Here is an 18,419-nt window from a genome sequence, read left to right as displayed (position 1 = left end):
GATCCTCAATGTGCAGCACTGCCCGCGACCATGGTGGCCGGCTCGAACGCCTCCACCTGCGCGGTGTATTGGGTCAGCATCCCCTCGACGGAGGGGCCGATGATGTCGGTGACCAGGCTCGGATAGACCCCCAGCAGGATGGTCATCACGATCAGCGGGGCGAAGATTGCGCGCTCCCGCAGGGTCATGTCGGAGATCGTCTTGAGGCTCTCCTTGATCAGATCGCCAAAGACCACCCGACGGTAGAGCCACAGGGCATAGCCCGCCGACAGGATCACGCCCGAGGTCGCCACGAAGGCCACCCAGGTGTTGACCTGGAACACGCCGACCAAGGTCAGGAATTCACCCACGAAGCCCGAGGTGCCCGGAAGGCCCACATTGGCCATCGTAAACAGCATGAAGACCAGCGCATAGGCGGGCATGCGGTTCACGAGGCCGCCATAAGCGTCGATCTCGCGCGTGTGCATCCGGTCATAGATCACGCCGACGCAGAGAAAGAGCGCGCCGGAGATAAAGCCGTGGCTGATCATCTGGAAGATCGCGCCATCCACGCCCTGCTGGTTCGCCGCGAAAATCCCCATGGTCACGAAACCCATATGGGCGACCGAGGAATAGGCGATCAGCTTTTTCATGTCCGACTGCACCAGCGCCACGAGCGAGGTGTAGACAATCGCGATGGCCGACATCCACAGGACCAGCGGCGCCATGATCTCGGAGCCCACCGGGAACATCGGCAGCGAGAAGCGCAGGAAGCCGTAGCCCCCCATCTTCAGCAGGATCGCCGCCAGCACCACGGAGCCCGCGGTCGGGGCCTGCACGTGGGCATCCGGCAGCCAGGTATGGACCGGCCACATGGGCATCTTCACCGCGAAGCTCGCGAAGAAGGCCAGCCAGAGCAGCACCTGCATCCCGCCGATGATGTGGACGCCCAGCACGTCGATCGTCCCGGTCGAGAACTGGTGGTTCAGCAAGGTCGGAATATCCGTGGTGCCGGCATCCACATACATCGCGATCATTGCGACCAGCATCAGCACCGAGCCGAGCAGCGTGTAGAGGAAGAACTTGAAGCTGGCATAGATCCGGTTCGCCCCGCCCCAGATGCCGATGATCAGGAACATCGGGATCAGGCCCGCCTCGAAGAAGAGGTAGAAGAGCACCATGTCCAGCGCGCAGAACACGCCGATCATCAGCGTCTCGAGCACGAGGAAGGCGATCATGTATTCCTTCACCCGCGTCTCGACGGTCCAGCAGGACGCGATGGTGATCGGCATCAGGAAGGTGGTGAGCATCACGAAGAGGATCGAGATCCCGTCGACGCCCATCTTGTAGGTCAGGCCGAGCACCCAGGGACGCTCTTCGACGAACTGGAACCCGGTGTTCTGCGGATCGAACCCGGCCAGCAGGAAGAGCGACAGCACGAAGGTCGCCGAGGTCGCGATCAGCGCCAGCCACTTGGCGTTGCGCTGTGCGGCGGCGTCATTGCCGCGCAGGAAGACCGCAAGGATCAGGGCCGCGACCGCCGGAATGAAGGTGATGATGGAAAGGAGGTTGTCCATTACTCTGCTCCGCCCCCGATCATCATCCAGGTGACCAGGATCGTGATGCCCAGCACCATGGCGAAGGCATAGTGAAAGAGGTATCCCGACTGCGCCCGGCCCGCGAGCCTGGTGATGAAGGGAATGATCCCCATCGCCAGCCCGTTGATCCCACCATCGATGGTGGCCCCATCGCCCTTGGTCCAGAGGAACCGGCCGATGGCCTTGGCTGGTTTCACGAAGACCGCGTCATAGATCTCGTCGAAATACCACTTGTTGTAGATGAAGTTGTAGACCGGCCAGAGCGCCTCCGCGAAGGTCTTGGGCAGGCTCGGCTTGTGGATGTAGAACAGGAAGCTCAAACCGAGACCGATCAGCATGGCCACGAAGGGGCTCAGCTTGACCCATTTCGGCACCTCATGGGCATCGGCCATGACCGTGTTCTCGGGCCCCATATAGAGCGCGCCCTCACCCGGCTGGCCCGCAAACACATAGTGATGCTCGCCATGGCCGTGGTCCTCGGCATGATCTTCGCCGTGGCTGTCCCCATGACCCTCTTCGCTCTGCTCTTCGGCGTAAGGCACGCCGTAGAACTTGCCGACCTGATCCGTGTGGCCGAAGAAGCTGCCATACCAGATCGCCCCGGCGAACACCGCCCCGAGGGCCAGAACGCCCAGCGGGATCAGCATGACCTTGGGGCTCTCATGGGCATGCTCGTGGGTGTGCTTGTCCCCGCGCGGCGTGCCGTAGAAGGTCAGGAAGATCAGACGCCAGCTGTAGAAACTGGTCATGAGGGCCGCGATCACCAGCATCCAGAAGGCGTACATATGCGCCGGGTTGGTGCCTGCAAACGCACTCTCGATCACGGCATCCTTGGAGGCAAAGCCCGCAAACCCAATCCAGCCCGTGAGCGGAATGCCAACGCCGGTGATGGCCAGCGTGCCGATCATCATCGCCGCGAAGGTATAAGGGATCTTCTTGCGCAGCCCGCCATAGTTTCGCATGTCCTGCTCGTGGTGCATGGCATGGATCACCGAGCCCGCGCCGAGGAAGAGCATCGCCTTGAAGAAGGCGTGGGTGAAGAGGTGGAACATCGCCACCGAATAGGCCCCCACACCGGCCGCCACGAACATGTAGCCCAGCTGCGAACAGGTCGAATAGGCGATCACGCGCTTGATGTCGTTCTGCACGAGGCCCACGGTCGCCGCGAAAAACGCGGTTGTGGCGCCGATGAAGGTGACGAAGGTCATGGCCTGGGGCGCGAATTCCATCACCGGCGACATGCGGCAGACCAGAAAGACGCCCGCGGTCACCATGGTCGCCGCGTGGATCAGGGCCGATACGGGCGTCGGGCCTTCCATCGCGTCCGGCAGCCAGGTGTGCAGGAAGAGCTGCGCCGATTTCCCCATGGCCCCGACAAACAGCAGGAAGGCCAGCAGGTTCGCCGCGTTCCACTCGGTCCATAGGAAGTGGATCTGCGTCTCGGCCAGTTCCGGCGCGGCGGCAAAGATATCCGAGAAGTTCACGCTGTCGGTCAGGTAGAACAGCCCGAAAATGCCAAGCGCGAAGCCGAAATCCCCGACCCGGTTGACGATGAAGGCCTTCATCGCTGCAGCCCCGGCCGAAGGCTTGCGCCAGTAGAACCCGATCAGGAGGTAAGAGGCGACGCCCACGCCCTCCCATCCGAAGAACATCTGCACCAGGTTGTCGGAGGTCACGAGCATCAGCATCGCGAAGGTGAAGAAGCTCAGATAGGCGAAGAAACGCGGTTTATAGGTCTCGCCCTCGCGCCATTGCGGATCGTGATCCATGTAGCCGAAGGAATAGAGATGCACGAGCGCCGAGACCGTGTTGACCACGATCAGCATGATCGCCGTCAGCCGGTCGAGCCGGATGGACCAATCCGCGGCCAGCGAGCCGCTGTCGATCCAACGCAGGATCTGCACCTGCTCGGTTGTGCCGTCAAAGGTGAAAAAGACGACCCAGCTCAGAAGCGCCGAGAGAAAGACGAAGCCTGTCGAGACCATCATCGCCGGTTTCTCGCCGATGAACTTCCAGCCGAACCCGCAGATCAGCGCGCCGACCAGAGGGGCAAAGAGGATAATCGTTTCCATGTGCTCAGCCCTTCATGTTCGAAACGTCTTCGACCGCGATCGTTCCGCGGTTGCGGAAGAAGCAGACGAGGATGGCGAGGCCGATCGCGGCCTCCGCAGCGGCAACGGTCAGCACGAACAGGGTGAAGACCTGCCCCACCAGATCCCCGAGAAAGGCCGAGAAGGCCACGAGGTTGATGTTCACCGCCAGAAGCATGAGTTCGATCGACATCAGGATGACGATGACGTTCTTGCGGTTCAGGAAAATGCCGAAAATGCCGATGACGAACAGCGCTGCGGCCACCGTCAGGTAATGCTCAAGTCCGATCATATCTTCTCTCCCGTCCCGCGGACATGCGGTGCCCCGGTCCGATGGCGCGCCGAGCGCGCCGTTTGCATCCAAATTCTGTCGCTCATTGCGCGCCCTCCGAGAACGGCGCCCAGCCGGACCGGGCCTGCGGGTAGGCCACTGCGCAGGCGCAGGGCTCGTCGCTCAGGGTCTCGATCCGGGTATCTCGTCCGGTGTGGCGCAGTGCGCCTGCAAGCCGGTCCAGATCAAAGAAGATCGGGTCGCGGCGTGTATGGGTGTCCAGAACGCGGGTCACGGCCGGGGTCCGGTCAAAGGGCGCGCGGGCGCTCATGCGTTCCTCGGCGGCGCGGGTCACCAGGGCCCGGCCGGTGTCGCATTCCGCGACGACGTAATCCGAGAACGTGCCCTCCTGAGACCACCAGACCCGGTACATCACCCGGCCTGCGCCCAGATCCCGGTGCCCGTCCTCGCCCCCATGGGAGATATGCGTCGTCCGGGTGCACGCGGCCAGATCGAGCGCGTTCGCCATGGGAACGCTGGCTCCGAACAGGGCCATGGCGGCCCCGGCTTGGCGCAGCATCTGGTGTCCTTCGACCATTTTGTCCCTCGGTCGTTGCTCTCTGGGCCAGTTCGGCCCCGTTCGTCTCGCGCGCCGCCCCGGTTGGCCGGGATCAGCGCAAGTCCTTTGGGCGGGTTAGAGCCCCTGCCCCGGCTTCACATCCTTGAGCTCCATCGCCTTGGCCGGATCGCGGTGCATCTGGGCAATCACGTTCTGGCGCTTGACGTCCACCCGGTGCCGCAGGGTCAGCACGATCGCCCCCACCATCGCCACCAGCAGGATCAGACCCGAAGCCTGAAAGAGAAGGATGTAATCGTCGTAGATCAGTTGACCGAGGGCGGCGGTGTTCTGCACCTCGTTGAGGTCCGGCGCCACAGCGCCCCGCTGGGCCAGCGCCTCGGGCGAGAAGGTCCAGTTCCCGAAGACCATGACCAGCTGCATGAGCAGAATGATCCCGATCAGGGCTGCCATGGGAATGTAATTCGCCATCTCGGCCTTGAGCTCGGCGAAGTCCACGTCGAGCATCATCACCACAAAGAGGAACAGCACCGCGACCGCGCCCACATAGACGATGATGAGCAGCATCGCGACGAATTCCGCGCCCAGAAGCACGAACAGCCCCGCGGAAGACAGGAAGGCGAGGATCAGCCAGAGCACCGAATGCACCGGGTTGCGCGCGAGCGTCACAAAAAGCCCGGCGGTCACAACGGTCAGCGCAAAGAGATAAAAGGTGATATCCGCGACGGTCATTCCTGCTCCTCCTCGCTGGTCTCGTCCAGTACCTCGGTCGCAAGCTCCATGGCCTTGGTCATGGCGGGGATGCCGCTGAACATGGCCATCTGGCCAATGGTCTCGGCGATCTCCTGCTTGGTGGCGCCCGCCTCGACGGCATGGCGCACGGTCATGCGGATCTGTGCCTCGGCCTGCGCGCCATGGACGGTCAGCCCGCCCAGGGTCAGCAGCAGACGGGTCTTGCTGTCGAGCCCCCCGGGATTGAAGGTCTGGCCCATCATGGCTTCCATGACTTCGGCCGGCACGGTCGGCCAGAGCTTTTCGAACCCTTTGGGGGTGAAGCTTTCGAGGGCCGGGTTCATGGCCTTGGCCCAGGCCTGGGACTGTTCCATGAGCGCCGCGAATGGATTTGAGCTATCGGTCATCGGTAGGGCGCATCCATTTCTAGGTTACGGGCGATCTCGGCTTCCCAGCGGGCGCCATTCTCCAGCAGCTTGTCCTTGTCGTAGAACAGCTCTTCGCGGGTCTCGGTGGCGAATTCGAAATTCGGGCCCTCGACAATCGCATCCACCGGGCAGGCTTCCTGACAGAAGCCGCAATAGATGCACTTGGTCATGTCTATGTCGTAGCGGGTCGTGCGGCGGGATCCGTCATCGCGCGGCTCGGCATCAATGGTGATCGCCTGGGCCGGGCAGATCGCCTCGCACAGTTTGCAGGCAATGCAGCGCTCTTCCCCGTTCGGGTAGCGGCGCAGGGCATGCTCGCCGCGGAACCGCGGGCTGAGCGGGCCTTTTTCATGCGGATAGGCAAGCGTCGCCTTGGGTTTGAAGAAGTACTTAAACCCGAGCTTGAAGCCCGCGAAAATGTCCATCAGCAGGAAGTACTTGGCCGCGCGGGTGTAGTCCATCTGCGCCATGGTCAGCCTCCGATTGCCCAGCGGGCATAGGCCCCGCCGAAGAGTTCAAACTGTGCCGCGAAGGCCACGAACACGACCCATGCGAGGGAGAAAGGCAGGAAGACCTTCCAGCCCAGCCGCATCAGCTGGTCGTAGCGGTAGCGCGGGACGATGGCCTTCACCATCGCGAAGAGGAAGAAGAAGATCGCCATCTTGCCCACCATCCAGATCGGACCGTCCGGCAGGAACGGGATCGGGGACAGCCAGCCGCCGAAGAAGAGCAGCGTCATCAGCGCGCACATCAGGAAGATCGCAATGTACTCGCCCGCCATGAAGAGCAGGAAGGGCGTTGAGGAATACTCCACCTGATAACCGGCCACGAGCTCGGATTCCGCTTCCGGAAGGTCAAAGGGCGGGCGGTTGGTTTCGGCCAGCGCCGAGATGAAGAACAGGAAGACCATCGGCAGATGCGGCAGCCAGTACCAGCTGAAGAACCCGAAGGAGCCATCCTGCGCCGCGACGATATCGCCGAAATTCAGCGACCCGGTCGAGAGGATCACGCCGATGATGATCAGGCCGATCGACACCTCGTAAGAGATCATCTGCGCCGCCGAGCGCAGGGAGCCGAGGAACGGGTATTTAGAGTTCGACGCCCAGCCGCCCATGATGACGCCGTACACCTCAAGCGAGGAGACGGCGAAGACATAAAGGATCGCGACGTTGATATCCGCCAGCACCCAGCCATCGTTGAACGGGATCACCGCCCAGGCGATCATCGCCAGCACGAAGGAGGTCATCGGCGCCAGCATGAAGACCGGCTTGTCGGCCCCCGCGGGCACGACCACTTCCTTGACCACGTATTTCAGCGCATCCGCCACGGTCTGCAACAGGCCGAAGGCGCCGACCACGTTCGGGCCCTTGCGCATCTGAACAGCCGCCCAGATCTTGCGGTCGCCATAGACGAGGAACAGCAGCGAGACCATCACAAAGCCCAGCACAGCAAGGCATTGTGCAATTATGAGCACGGCAATGCCCGGTCCAGTGGAAAAGAAATCAGCCATGTTTCCTCACATCGCCCTTTTGGTCCGGACGGGGTTCGGGGCCCCGCCTGATCCCCTTCATTGCGTCGGATCAGGACGGTCGAACCGGCCAAAATCCCTCGTTGCGGTGCAGCGTCGGTATACGGGTGTAAACCGTATCCCGCCTGCCTTGACCATCCCTCAGACCCGGGTTGTGCGGACTTGTCGCGCACTTTTCCGCCGAGATGGTTTGCCCTGTGATCACAAAGGATCCCGGGGGCCTGCGTGGCCGGGTCCAAGCCCGGCCTACGCCCTTATTCTGCGGCCATCGGGGCCTCGGCGCGGGCTTTGGCCATGGCCGTCAATTCGCCCATCAGGGCGCTGGCGCGCGCAATCGGGTTCGTCAGATAGAAATCGCGGATCACGTTGCGGAACTCGGCCTTGCCGAGCGTGCCCGTGGGTAGCGCCTGCCATGTGTTTTCCGGCACTTCGTCGATCTGCGCCAAGTGGGGCACATCAGCGATCAGTGCCTTGCGCAGTTGCGCCAGGCTGTCGAAGGGCAAGGTCGCGCCCATCTCCGCCGACAGCGCGCGCAAGATCGCCCAGTTCTCTTTCGCGTCACCCGGTGCGAAATTCGCGCGCAGGGCCAGTTGCGGACGGCCCTCGGTGTTCACGAAGAGCCCCTGCTCCTCGGTATAGGCGGCGCCGGGCAGAATGAGATCCGCGCGATGCGCGCCCCGATCGCCATGGCTGCCCTGATAGATCACGAAAGCACCCGGTGCGATTTCCACCTCATCGGCCCCGAGATTGTAGATCACCTCGGCCTCGGACACGGCCTCCATACCCCGGTCATTGGCGCAGCCCGCATCCAGCGCGCCCACCCGACCGGCCGCCGTGTGCAGAACGAGCAGCTTGGAATTTGATGCCTCGGCGAAGGCCATGGCGTGACCGAGAACTGCGGCCCCATCGGCCTCGTTCAGGGCGCCTTGCCCGATGATGACGATGGAGTCCTTCTCGCGGGTGTCCTCGGAAACCCCCTTCTCCAGAGCGGCGGAAAGCGTCGCGCGATCCGTGCCCATATGGACGTAATCATACGTCAGATCAACGGCTTCGCCGATCAGGCCCACATCGGCCCCGGCCGCCCAGGCCTTGCGGATCCGTGCGTTTAGCACCGGCGCTTCGAGCCGCGGATTGGTGCCCACGAGCAGGATCATCTCTGCCGTGTCGATATCTTCGATGGTGGCGGTCCCGGCATAGGCCGCACGATTATCCGCCGGCAGCTTGGCGCCATCGGTCCGGCACTCGACCACGCCGCCCTGCCCCTCGACCAGTTGCTTGAGCGCGTAGGCCGCCTCAACCGAGACGAGATCGCCGACGATCCCGGCAACCTTTTTGCCCTTCATGGCCGCCGCTGCCGCCGAGAGCGCCTCGGGCCAGCTCGCCCGGCGCAGCTTGCCATTCTCGCGGATATAGGGCGTATCAAGCCGCTGCCGACGCAGGCCATCCCAGATGAAACGCGTCTTGTCGGAGATCCACTCCTCATTCACGCCGTCATGGTTGCGCGGCATGATCCGCATCACTTCGCGGCCCTTGGTGTCCACGCGGATGTTCGAGCCAAGCGCGTCCATCACGTCGATGGTCTCGGTCTTGGTCAGCTCCCACGGGCGGGCGGTGAAGGCATAGGGCTTGGAAGTCAGCGCGCCCACCGGGCACAAGTCGATGATATTGCCCTGCAAATTGCTGTCGAGCGTCTGGTTGAGATAGCTGGTAATCTCGGCATCTTCGCCCCGGCCGGTCTGGCCCATCTGGGTGATGCCCGCGACCTCGGTCGTGAAACGCACGCAGCGCGTGCAGGAGATGCAGCGCGTCATCGCGGTGCCCACGAGCGGGCCGAGATCCAGATCATCGACCGCGCGCTTGGCCTCGCGGAAGCGGCTGAAATCCACACCGTAAGCCATCGCCTGATCCTGCAGGTCGCATTCGCCGCCCTGATCGCAGATCGGGCAATCCAGCGGGTGGTTGATCAGCAGGAACTCCATCACCCCTTCGCGGGCCTTCTTGACCATGGGCGAGTTCGTCTTGACCACGGGCGGCTGCCCTTCGGGCCCCGGGCGCAGGTCCTTGACCTGCATCGCACAAGAGGCCGCGGGCTTGGGCGGGCCGCCGACAACCTCGACAAGGCACATCCGGCAGTTGCCGGCGATGGTCAGGCGCTCGTGATAGCAAAAGCGCGGGATCTCGATCCCCGCTTCCTCGCAGGCCTGGATCAGGGTCATCGCCCCGTCCACTTCAATCTCAATCCCGTCGATCTCGATCTTGCGCAGGTCAGACATGGGTTACTCCGCCGCTACGGGCGCGCAAGCATGGGTCTGCCACATGCGCGCCTCTTTCAGATAAGACCAGCCAAAGGCGTGGTCGCTGTCTCCATGGGTCTTGAGATGGTCGAGCCGCGCCAGAGCCTCATCCAGGCTCGGGCGGTGACCTTCTGGGACCCACCACATTGCGAAATGCATCTCACCGAGGGTTTCGAACCACTCGGCGCGCTTTTCGTAGAATTGCTTGTGGATCGTGCCCCAGACAAAGCGTTCGAGGCTTTCCACATCCTCCCAGACGGTCAGGTTGGACACGAAACGCGGATCGCCATCGATCTTGGCTTCGGTATTGCCCGTGCCCGGCTCGCCTGAGCCTTCCATCATCCAGACAAAGCCCGGCATCCGCTTGCCCAACCCGTTCACCCGGTCGAGATTGGCCATGAATTCGGCCACGCGCGGATCGTTCGTGTCGGACCTGAGCCGACCGACATTGACCTGCGCCAGGTGATATCCGGCAGGCGCGGTCATTCGGAAAGCGCCTTTTCATCGATCAGAAGCATCCCGATCAGGGTATCTTCGCCGATCTCGGTACGACCCGCCGCACAGACCTCCGACCGAGAGGCCCCTTCGATCGGATACTGGGTCAGGAAATCCTGCTGCATGCTGGTAAAGATCGGGGTCGGATCGATCATCTGATCGAACGGCTCGTCCGTGTCGAACCCATCCTCGCCCAGCCGCGCCTCCAGCATCTCGAGCTGGCTCTGAACGGCAAAGAAGTTCAGGCCCAACGCGCCACACCCCTGGGCCAGAGCCTCGGCCATGGTCACGGCAAAGACCGTATTGGTGTAATAGCTCGGCGCCGGGCGCAGCGTTTCCGCGACTGCAGGACCCGCCATCAAAGCCGATATCAGACCGACACGGATCACGGTCCGGAGCTTTGCGACAGAGGAATGCAGAATTCCTTGACGGCCTGTCGAACCTCCGGGTTGGACGCCATGGCCGCGCAAAGGATCAGCGCGGAGAGCCCCCAGAACACCTTCCAGTGCCACGGTTTCGGTTGTTTCAGGTCCCGCTGCCGGTCCGGAGCCAGCTCCGTTCCGCATTGCGCACAGGTTATCACGCCGAACCCGGGTGTGTTCCGCGCGCTGCACAGATGGCACAGCCCACCATTCGGGTCGAGGCCACCGAGCCCATACATGTTGAATGACGGAACCCATCCGCGACCTTACTCCGCCGCCATTGCTGCAGAGACGCGCCCGGATTTCTGGGCCTTGATGCGGTCTTCGATCTCGTCGCGGAAGTTGCGGATGAGACCCTGGATCGGCCAAGCGGCAGCATCGCCAAGCGCGCAGATGGTGTGGCCCTCGACCTGCTTGGTGACGTCGAACAGCATGTCGATCTCTTCGACCTCGGCCTCGCCGCGCACCAGACGGTCCATCACGCGCATCATCCAACCCGTGCCTTCGCGGCAGGGTGTGCACTGGCCGCAGCTCTCATGCTTGTAGAACTTGGACAGACGCCAGATCGCCTTGATGATGTCGGTATCCTTGTCCATCACGATCACCGCCGCCGTGCCAAGGCCGGAGCCCAGCTCGCCGCGCAGGTAGTCGAAATCCATGATCGCGTCGCGCATGTTCTCGCCGCGCACACAGGGAACCGAAGACCCGCCGGGGATCACCGCCTTGAGGTTGTCCCAGCCGCCACGGATGCCGCCACAATGCTTGTCGATCAGCTCCTCAAAGGAAATCGACATGGCCTCTTCGACCACACAGGGGTTGTTCACATGGCCCGAGATCGCAAAGAGCTTGGTGCCCGCGTTGTTCGGACGGCCGAACTGCGCGAACCAGTCCGCGCCACGGCGCAGGATGGTCGGCACAACGGCGATAGATTCCACGTTGTTCACCGTGGTCGGGCAGCCATAGAGACCCGCGCCCGCCGGGAAGGGCGGCTTCATCCGGGGCATGCCCTTCTTGCCTTCGAGGCTCTCGATCAGCGCGGTTTCCTCGCCACAGATATAGGCCCCCGCCCCATGGGCGAGATAGAGGTCGAAATCCCAGCCGGACCCGGCGGCATTCTTGCCCAGAAGGCCCGCGTCATAGGCCTCGTCAATCGCCGCCTGCAGCGCCTCGCGCTCGCGGATATACTCGCCGCGGATATAGATATAGGAGGCATGGGCGCCCATCGCGAAGCTCGCGATCAGGCAGCCCTCGATCAGGGTATGGGGATCATGGCGCATGATCTCCCGGTCCTTGCAGGTGCCCGGCTCGGACTCGTCGGCATTCACCACAAGGTAATGGGGCCGCCCGTCACTGCCCTTGGGCATGAAGGACCATTTCAGACCCGTCGGAAAGCCCGCGCCGCCGCGACCGCGCAGCCCGCTATCCTTCATGATCTTGATGATGTCATCGCGACCCATCTGAACCAGCTTGTCCGTGCCGTCCCAATGCCCGCGCTTGCGGGCACCGGCCAGAGTGCGGTCATGCATTCCGTAGATATTGGTAAAGATCCGGTCCTGATCTTGCAGCATCTGTCACTCCTTCGCCTGGCGCGATCGCCAGAGCCTGAACCCCACCACCAGCGCCCAGAAGAACGCTGCCAGTGCGGCAAAATCGAATAGGAAGACAAACCGGACCGGCAGGCCCAATTCCCTTCCCGCAAAGTTCGCCCCGATCCACAGCACCATCGTGGCAGCGACCACGATGGCGGCGGTGCGGGCCTGCATGACGCGGGCCTGCTCTTCGGGATCCGGGCCTTGGGTCATGTGTCGTACACGTCGCCCTCATCGACCCGTTTGGAAAACTCCGTCTCGCCGCCACCGGCGAGCAGTTTGGCCTGCGCCACCCATTCATCGCGCGAGGCGCGCCCCTTGAAGCCTTCGAGGTTCTCATCCACCCAGGCCAGCTCGGCCTCAGACCAGGCCGCGACCTGATCGAAATGGTAGAACCCCATGGAATTCAGCACGCCTTCGAGCTTGGGTCCGACGCCCTTGATCTTCTTGAGGTCATCCGCCTTGCCGTCTCGGGCTGCCGATAGGGTTGCAGGCTTGCCCTCCGCCTCGGCCGACGCAGTCTCGGTGGCCCCATTGGAATAGGTCCAGGAGCCCTTGCGGCTGGCCAGTTCAGCCTCCCCCGCCAGCGGGGTCGACGGTTTCACGACACCGGTTGCCATGGCGGGCACGGTCGGCGCGGGCTCCGCGCTCGGGGTCGGCGCACCGCCCTGCACACGGGCACGCGCCGCGTCCATCTCGGCTTGCAGCGCCTCGACCCGACCTTGCGGGCGTCCGCCCTGGCCACAGACCATGATGCTCAGCGCGCCGCCGACAATGAGCCAGGCAATCGCGCCCATGAACGCACCTTGCAGGAATGACCAGCCTACAACCATCAGCCCAGCCGCCGTCAGCGCGCCCAGTAATATGCCGATCGCCCAGCAGATGATGGTGCAGGTCATGTCGTTGTTTTGTGTCGTCATTCCAGTTCTCCCCCTTTTTCAGAGCCGTTCGTTAGTAAACGTCCCCTTTTGTAACGCGGGAAGAAAATTCTGTCTCGCCTCCTGATGCGAGGGTCTTGGCCTGGGCCACCCATTCATCGCGGGAAGCGCGTCCCTTGAAGCCTTCGAGATTGTCATCCACCCAAGCCAGCTCGGCCTCGGACCAGCCGGCGATCTGGTCGAAATGGTAGATCCCCATGCCGTTCAGCATGGTCTCGAGCTTGGGCCCGACGCCCTTGATCTTCTTGAGATCATCGGCGCCCTCATCGCGCGCGGCGCTCAGCATCGCGGGCTTGGACCCTGTTTGCGTCGAAGCCGCTCCGTATTTCCACGTGCCCTTCCGCGTGGCCAATTCCGCCTGTCCGGGCAGTGCGGCGCTTGGCTTGACCTTCGTTGTCTCGGTGGGTGCAGGCGCGACGACCGGCTCCGGCGCCAGCTCCGCCGTCGTTGCCGGTGCCTCGGGTGTCGGCGCTTTTGCAGTGTTTGCAGGCTTGGGCAGCTCGGCGTCCTTGCCGAGCCACGGCGCCGTCAGGGGGACTTCGGTCCCGTCGATGCGCTTGATCGTGTCGCCAAGATCCACCGCGAGCCGCGCGGAGGCGTTATAGGCATCCTTGCCCGCTTCGTATTCGGTGAGGCTGGTCAGCCCGCCCGCCGGCTCGGAGGTGTAGCGCCCGTTCTGCGGACCGGGCACGGGCACCTCGCCCGCCGCCATCTTGTCCAGCAGCGCCGAGAAGCCCTCAACCGTCAGGTCCTCGTAATAATCCTTGCCGATCTGAGCCATGGGCGCGTTCGCGCAGGAGCCGAGACACTCGACCTCCTCCCAGCTGAACTTGCCGTCGGCGCTGAGCTGATGGGCCTTGGGCGCGATCTTGTCCTTGCAAACCGCGACCAGATCCTCGGCCCCGCAAATCATGCAGGATGTCGTCCCGCAAATCTGGATATGCGCAACGGAACCAACAGGTTGCAGTTGAAACATGAAGTAGAACGTCGCCACTTCGAGTGCCCGGATATAGGCCATATCCAGCATCTCGGCCACGTATTCGATGGCCGGACGGGTCAGCCAGCCCTCTTGTTCTTGCGCGCGCCACAGGATCGGAATGATCGCGGACGCCTGACGACCCTCGGGATACTTGGTCATCTGCGTCAGCGCCCAGGCCTCGTTCTCGGGCGTGAAGGCAAAGCTTGCGGGTTGGTCAGCGTGAAGACGACGCAGCATCAGATCGTTTCCCTCAGTGGCGCAACCTGTTCAAGGATCAGCAGAAGCTGTTCCAGCAGTTGCGGCAAATACGTCTCGACAAAGCTGCGCAGCGTGGCGCGCAGCCAGATGGCCAGTCCGGCCAGATAAGCGGCCATCAGACCGGCAAAGGCGATCAGCCCGGCGAACAGCCCGACAACGGAAGACCGCGAGGCCTTCCCCATCCCGGCGCTCAGCCAGAAGGACAGCACGAAGACCGCCCCGAACCCGATCGCAACCCACAGCATCAGCGGTCAATCTCTCCGAACACCACGTCCATGGTCCCGATGATCGCGGCCACATCGGCCAGCTGGTGACCCTTGGCCACGTGATCCATGCTCTGCAGGTGCAGATAGCCCGGCGCGCGGATCTTGGAGCGGTAAGGCTTGTTCGTCCCATCCGATTTCAGGAAGACGCCAAACTCGCCCTTAGGCGCCTCGACCGCGGCATAGACCTCGCCCTCGGGCACGTGGAAGCCTTCGGTGTAGAGCTTGAAGTGGTGGATCAGGCTCTCCATCGAGGTTTTCATGTCGCCGCGCTTGGGCGGGGTCAGCTTGCCGCGCGCGAGGACATCGCCGGGGCATTCGCGCAGTTTGACGATGGCCTGCTGGATGATCCCGAGGCTCTCGCGCATCTCCTGCATCCGGCAGAGATAGCGGTCATAGCAGTCGCCATTCTTGCCGATGGGGATCTGGAACTCGAACTCGTCGTAGCATTCATAGGGCTGCGCGCGGCGCAGATCCCATGCCAGGCCCGAGCCCCGCACCATCACGCCGGAATAGCCCCATTCGAGGATCTCTTCTTCGGTGACAACGCCGATATCGCAATTGCGCTGCTTGAAGATCCGGTTCTCGGTCAGCAGCCCGTCAATATCGTCGAGCACGGCGGGGAATTCGTGGCTCCAGGTCTCGATATCATCGAGCAGCTCGGGCGGCAGGTCCTGATGCACGCCGCCGGGCCGGAAATAGGCCGCGTGGAGACGCGCGCCGCAGGCCCGCTCGTAGAAGACCATGAGCTTTTCACGCTCTTCAAAGCCCCAGAGCGGCGGCGTCAGCGCGCCCACATCCATGGCCTGGGTCGTGACGTTCAGCAGGTGGTTCAGGATCCGCCCGATCTCGGAATAGAGCACCCGGATCAGGGACCCACGCCGGGGCACTTCGGTCCCGGTCAACTTCTCGATGGCCAGACACCAGGCATGTTCCTGATTCATCGGCGCCACGTAGTCGAGCCGATCGAAATAAGGCAGGTTCTGCAGGTAGGTCCGGCTCTCCATGAGCTTTTCCGTCCCGCGATGCAGCAGGCCGATATGGGGATCGCAGCGCTCGACAATCTCGCCATCCAGTTCCAGCACCAGTCGCAGCACGCCGTGGGCGGCCGGGTGCTGGGGCCCGAAATTGATGTTGAAATTGCGGATCTTCTGTTCGCCGGTGAGGGCGTCGTCGAAATTCGTGCCGTCCATCATGGTCTCAAACTCCAACTTCTGCCGCGTGCCAGCCCGCAGGAATGCGGCCCATCAGGCGGTGTACATGGTCATATTGCGGGGCCAGCGCTTTGGCGGCCTGGGCGCGGCGGCCCGGTTCCATCTCGATAGGGGCGCTCTGGTGCACGCGGGTGTCCAACGGGGCTGCGTGGTCCTTGATCCCGAGAAAGGCGCAGAGGCGCGAGACGGTCTCGGCCCGGAAGAGCTCTTCGTAGAAGCCCAGAAACCGGTCCCCTTCGGGGATCGCGGCGCGGATCCGGCTGAGCGGGCCCTCGTAATCGCAGCGCTCGGCCAGCGCGCGTTCCTCGCCCCTGGTCCAGCGGTCGAAGATCCAGTTGGCGCGGTCAGCGATGTCCTTGTCGGAGCCACCCTTCCAGCCCGCCATCATGCGGATATTGGACCAGAGCCGGTCAATCGGGTCGCGCAGCAGGTAGATGAACTTGGTCACGGGACCGAGCCCGGCCATCTTGCGCAGACGGTCCTCGCTGAGCAGCGCATAGGCCGGGGTGATATCGCCCACGACGCGCGCGCCCTTGCGGCCCTTCTTGAGGAAGCTGACATAGGCCCGGGGCCGTTCGACCCCCTGCGCCAGCAGCCCCAGATACCGGTCGATCTCGGCCACCTCGAAGCGCAGTTTCTCACGCGCCGCGCCCTCGGCCTGGCGCATCTTGGCGCGCAGCCCCATGCGTTTCTCGCAGAGCCCGTCGATCTGCTCCATCACCTGCCCGCGATCCAGCGCGTCGAAGTAATGCAGCTCCTTATGGGTCCACAAATGCACCTCCGGGTGGCGATCCAGGTAGTACTGGAGCCAACTCGTGCCCGCCTTCGTGGCACCGATCCCGAAAAGGAGCGTGACGTCGGCCATGGCTCAGCCCTTGGCCTCTTCTTTCTCGTCGCCGGGCAGGATGTACTCGGCACCCTCCCAGGGGGACATGAAGTCGAACTGCCGGTATTCCTGCACGAGCTTCACCGGCTCATAAACGACGCGCTTTTTCTCGTCGTCATAGCGCACCTCGGTATAGCCCGTGGTCGGGAAGTCCTTGCGCAGCGGATAGCCGCGGAAGCCGTAATCCGTGAGGATCCGGCGCAGGTCCGGGTGGCCCGAGAACAGGATGCCGAACATGTCGAACACCTCGCGCTCGAACCAGTTGGCCGAGGGGTGTTCCGAGATGATCGAGGGCACGATGTCATCGGCCCGCACCGGAACCCGCAGGCGGATCCGGTGGTTCTGGTACATGGACAGGAAGTGATAGACCACGTCGAACCGCTGCGCCCGCTCGGGGTAATCCACGGCCGTGATGTCGATCAGGGTCGAGAACTTGCAGGTCGCGTCGGTCTTGAGGAAGGCCACGAGGCCGACGATCGATTGCGGCGTGGCCACAACGGTCAGCTCGTCATGGGCGATCTCGGTCGAAATCACGCAATCCGGGCGCTTGAGCTCGATATGGGCGGCCAGTTCCTGAAGGGCTGCGGTCATTGGTGTGTCTCCTGCGCCTTAGCGCACAATCGTTCCCGTCCGGCGGATCTTGCGTTGCAGCTGCAACAGGCCATAGAGCAGCGCCTCGGCCGTGGGCGGGCAGCCGGGGACATAGATGTCCACGGGCACCACGCGGTCGCAACCGCGCACGACGGAATAGCTGTAATGGTAGTACCCGCCGCCATTGGCGCAGGACCCCATCGAGATCACGTAGCGCGGCTCGGGCATCTGGTCATAGACCTTGCGCAGGGCGGGCGCCATCTTGTTGGTCAGCGTGCCGGCCACGATCATCACATCGGACTGGCGCGGAGACGCGCGCGGCGCGATCCCGAACCGTTCGGCATCGTAGCGCGGCATGGAGGTGTGCATCATCTCGACCGCGCAGCAGGCCAGACCAAAGGTCATCCAATGCAGCGAGCCGGTGCGGGCCCAATTGATGATGTCCTCGGTCGAGGTCAGCAGAAAGCCCTTGTCCTGCAACTCGGCATTGAGGAGCTGTGTCGCGTGTTCCTTGTCGGGACCCGCGTCATAGGCGGCGGTGCTCACTCCCATTCGAGGGCTCCTTTTTTCCACTCATAGGCGAACCCGATGGTCAGGATCGCAAGGAAGATCATCATGCTCCAGAAACCCACGATCCCCACATCCTTGAAGGCAACCGCCCAGGGGAAGAGGAACGCGACCTCGAGATCGAAGATGATGAAGAGAATCGATACCAGGTAGAAGCGTACATCGAACTTCATCCGGGCATCGTCGAAGGCGTTGAAGCCACACTCATAGGCCGAGACTTTTTCCGGATCCGGATTGCGCACCGCCAGGATCACCGCAGCCAGGATGAGCACCAGGCCAAGGCCAATGGCAATTGCCAAAAATACTAGGATCGGAAGGTATTCTCGAAGCAAATCTTCCACGTGGGGCTCCTTCCTGCGTGGTACCGGGGACCAGCTCAGCGCGGTCCCGATAGTGTCGGTCCGGTCGTGGCGGGTCTACCTTTGCATACCAAGGTGGTCAACCGAGCCGCCTGCGGCAAACACGCCCCAACGCGCGCAGTGTACGCGTGTCCCGGGGCTCTGCCAGAGGCGGTGTGACGCAGGGCATGATCCGCCCCCGGTTTTCCCGCATAACGAGCATAGCATCTAACCACATATTGAATACAGGTTTAACTCCTGAGCAGGTTTTGCACCCCGCGCCCGAATTTCATGGGGCCCTCGGCCAAGGCCGGGTTGGCCGTTTGTGACGCAGAGCGCTCCAAGCCGAGGGCGTAGAACGGCCTGCGGGCAGGTCCAGCGC

Annotated in this window: 22 protein-coding genes; all 22 read right to left on the bottom strand. The window is 63.1% G+C overall.

What is annotated here, in order from left to right; genetic code table 11:
* Positions 1 to 5: 5 nt before the first annotated feature.
* The 22 genes from ACP15I_RS04350 to ACP15I_RS04245 all read right to left on the bottom strand — a co-directional run bounded on the left by ACP15I_RS04350 (position 6) and on the right by ACP15I_RS04245 (position 18,040).
* Positions 6 to 1,556 (bottom strand): NADH-quinone oxidoreductase subunit M, encoded by a 1,551-nt coding sequence (locus tag ACP15I_RS04350; RefSeq protein WP_424974032.1) that lies wholly within the window; start codon positions 1,554 to 1,556, stop codon positions 6 to 8.
* Positions 1,556 to 3,649 carry an NADH-quinone oxidoreductase subunit L gene (gene nuoL / locus ACP15I_RS04345; protein ID WP_424974031.1) on the bottom strand — a complete coding sequence of 698 codons (2,094 nt, stop codon included), beginning with the start codon at positions 3,647 to 3,649 and terminating at the stop codon, positions 1,556 to 1,558. Before nuoL ends, ACP15I_RS04350 begins: the two co-directional genes overlap by 1 nt.
* 4 nt (positions 3,650 to 3,653) lie before the next feature.
* Positions 3,654 to 3,959, bottom strand: a complete 306-nt coding sequence (nuoK, locus tag ACP15I_RS04340) for an NADH-quinone oxidoreductase subunit NuoK (protein WP_012177998.1) — start codon at positions 3,957 to 3,959, stop codon at positions 3,654 to 3,656.
* A gap of 82 nt (positions 3,960 to 4,041) precedes the next feature.
* A complete protein-coding gene (locus tag ACP15I_RS04335; protein ID WP_424974030.1) occupies positions 4,042 to 4,518 on the bottom strand; it encodes a hypothetical protein in 477 nt (158 codons plus the stop codon).
* Between the two features lie 114 nt (positions 4,519 to 4,632).
* The gene (locus ACP15I_RS04330) at positions 4,633 to 5,247 is read right to left on the bottom strand and encodes an NADH-quinone oxidoreductase subunit J (RefSeq protein WP_424974029.1); all 615 of its coding nucleotides are present in this window, start codon (positions 5,245 to 5,247) and stop codon (positions 4,633 to 4,635) included.
* Entirely contained in the window at positions 5,244 to 5,654 is a 411-nt protein-coding gene (locus ACP15I_RS04325) for a carboxymuconolactone decarboxylase family protein (protein WP_424966660.1), read from the bottom strand. Before ACP15I_RS04325 ends, ACP15I_RS04330 begins: the two co-directional genes overlap by 4 nt.
* A complete protein-coding gene (gene nuoI, locus ACP15I_RS04320; RefSeq protein WP_424966661.1) occupies positions 5,651 to 6,145 on the bottom strand; it encodes an NADH-quinone oxidoreductase subunit NuoI in 495 nt (164 codons plus the stop codon). The genes ACP15I_RS04325 and nuoI overlap by 4 nt, the downstream gene beginning before the upstream one ends.
* Positions 6,146 to 6,147: 2 nt before the next feature.
* Positions 6,148 to 7,185: an NADH-quinone oxidoreductase subunit NuoH gene (gene nuoH, locus ACP15I_RS04315; protein ID WP_424966662.1), complete on the bottom strand. Its 1,038-nt coding sequence runs from the start codon at positions 7,183 to 7,185 to the stop codon at positions 6,148 to 6,150.
* Positions 7,186 to 7,457: 272 nt separating this feature from the next.
* On the bottom strand, positions 7,458 to 9,476 hold the full coding sequence (gene nuoG / locus ACP15I_RS04310) for an NADH-quinone oxidoreductase subunit NuoG (protein WP_424974028.1): 2,019 nt from the start codon (positions 9,474 to 9,476) through the stop codon (positions 7,458 to 7,460).
* A gap of 3 nt (positions 9,477 to 9,479) precedes the next feature.
* Entirely contained in the window at positions 9,480 to 9,983 is a 504-nt protein-coding gene (locus ACP15I_RS04305) for a DUF3291 domain-containing protein (RefSeq protein ID WP_424974027.1), read from the bottom strand.
* Positions 9,980 to 10,351, bottom strand: a complete 372-nt coding sequence (locus ACP15I_RS04300; protein ID WP_424974026.1) for a DUF5333 family protein — start codon at positions 10,349 to 10,351, stop codon at positions 9,980 to 9,982. Before ACP15I_RS04300 ends, ACP15I_RS04305 begins: the two co-directional genes overlap by 4 nt.
* A 26-nt stretch (positions 10,352 to 10,377) precedes the next feature.
* Positions 10,378 to 10,653, bottom strand: coding sequence for a hypothetical protein (locus ACP15I_RS04295; RefSeq protein WP_424974025.1), 276 nt, complete (start codon positions 10,651 to 10,653; stop codon positions 10,378 to 10,380).
* 27 nt (positions 10,654 to 10,680) lie between these two features.
* On the bottom strand, positions 10,681 to 11,982 hold the full coding sequence (gene nuoF / locus ACP15I_RS04290) for an NADH-quinone oxidoreductase subunit NuoF (protein ID WP_424966667.1): 1,302 nt from the start codon (positions 11,980 to 11,982) through the stop codon (positions 10,681 to 10,683).
* A gap of 3 nt (positions 11,983 to 11,985) precedes the next feature.
* Positions 11,986 to 12,216, bottom strand: coding sequence for a DUF5337 family protein (locus tag ACP15I_RS04285; RefSeq protein ID WP_424974024.1), 231 nt, complete (start codon positions 12,214 to 12,216; stop codon positions 11,986 to 11,988).
* The gene (locus ACP15I_RS04280; protein ID WP_424974023.1) at positions 12,213 to 12,923 is read right to left on the bottom strand and encodes an endonuclease; all 711 of its coding nucleotides are present in this window, start codon (positions 12,921 to 12,923) and stop codon (positions 12,213 to 12,215) included. Before ACP15I_RS04280 ends, ACP15I_RS04285 begins: the two co-directional genes overlap by 4 nt.
* Positions 12,924 to 12,954: 31 nt before the next feature.
* Positions 12,955 to 14,157, bottom strand: coding sequence for an NADH-quinone oxidoreductase subunit E (locus tag ACP15I_RS04275; RefSeq protein WP_424974022.1), 1,203 nt, complete (start codon positions 14,155 to 14,157; stop codon positions 12,955 to 12,957).
* Complete coding sequence (locus ACP15I_RS04270) at positions 14,157 to 14,423, bottom strand: hypothetical protein (protein WP_424974021.1); 267 nt, start codon at positions 14,421 to 14,423, stop codon at positions 14,157 to 14,159. The genes ACP15I_RS04275 and ACP15I_RS04270 overlap by 1 nt, the downstream gene beginning before the upstream one ends.
* Positions 14,423 to 15,634: an NADH-quinone oxidoreductase subunit D gene (locus ACP15I_RS04265; protein WP_424974119.1), complete on the bottom strand. Its 1,212-nt coding sequence runs from the start codon at positions 15,632 to 15,634 to the stop codon at positions 14,423 to 14,425. The genes ACP15I_RS04270 and ACP15I_RS04265 overlap by 1 nt, the downstream gene beginning before the upstream one ends.
* A 7-nt stretch (positions 15,635 to 15,641) precedes the next feature.
* Positions 15,642 to 16,520, bottom strand: a complete 879-nt coding sequence (locus ACP15I_RS04260) for a sulfotransferase family protein (RefSeq protein WP_424974020.1) — start codon at positions 16,518 to 16,520, stop codon at positions 15,642 to 15,644.
* 3 nt (positions 16,521 to 16,523) lie between these two features.
* On the bottom strand, positions 16,524 to 17,132 hold the full coding sequence (locus ACP15I_RS04255) for an NADH-quinone oxidoreductase subunit C (RefSeq protein ID WP_424966673.1): 609 nt from the start codon (positions 17,130 to 17,132) through the stop codon (positions 16,524 to 16,526).
* Between the two features lie 18 nt (positions 17,133 to 17,150).
* Positions 17,151 to 17,684 (bottom strand): NuoB/complex I 20 kDa subunit family protein, encoded by a 534-nt coding sequence (locus ACP15I_RS04250; protein ID WP_424966674.1) that lies wholly within the window; start codon positions 17,682 to 17,684, stop codon positions 17,151 to 17,153.
* Entirely contained in the window at positions 17,675 to 18,040 is a 366-nt protein-coding gene (locus ACP15I_RS04245; RefSeq protein ID WP_424966675.1) for an NADH-quinone oxidoreductase subunit A, read from the bottom strand. Before ACP15I_RS04245 ends, ACP15I_RS04250 begins: the two co-directional genes overlap by 10 nt.
* Positions 18,041 to 18,419: the final 379 nt, after the last annotated feature.

It is taken from the genome of Dinoroseobacter sp. S124A (genome assembly GCF_049801015.1).
Lineage (GTDB): Bacteria > Pseudomonadota > Alphaproteobacteria > Rhodobacterales > Rhodobacteraceae > Dinoroseobacter.
Note: the sequence above shows the minus strand (reverse complement) of the source record. Positions and strands in the feature narration are given on the sequence as shown.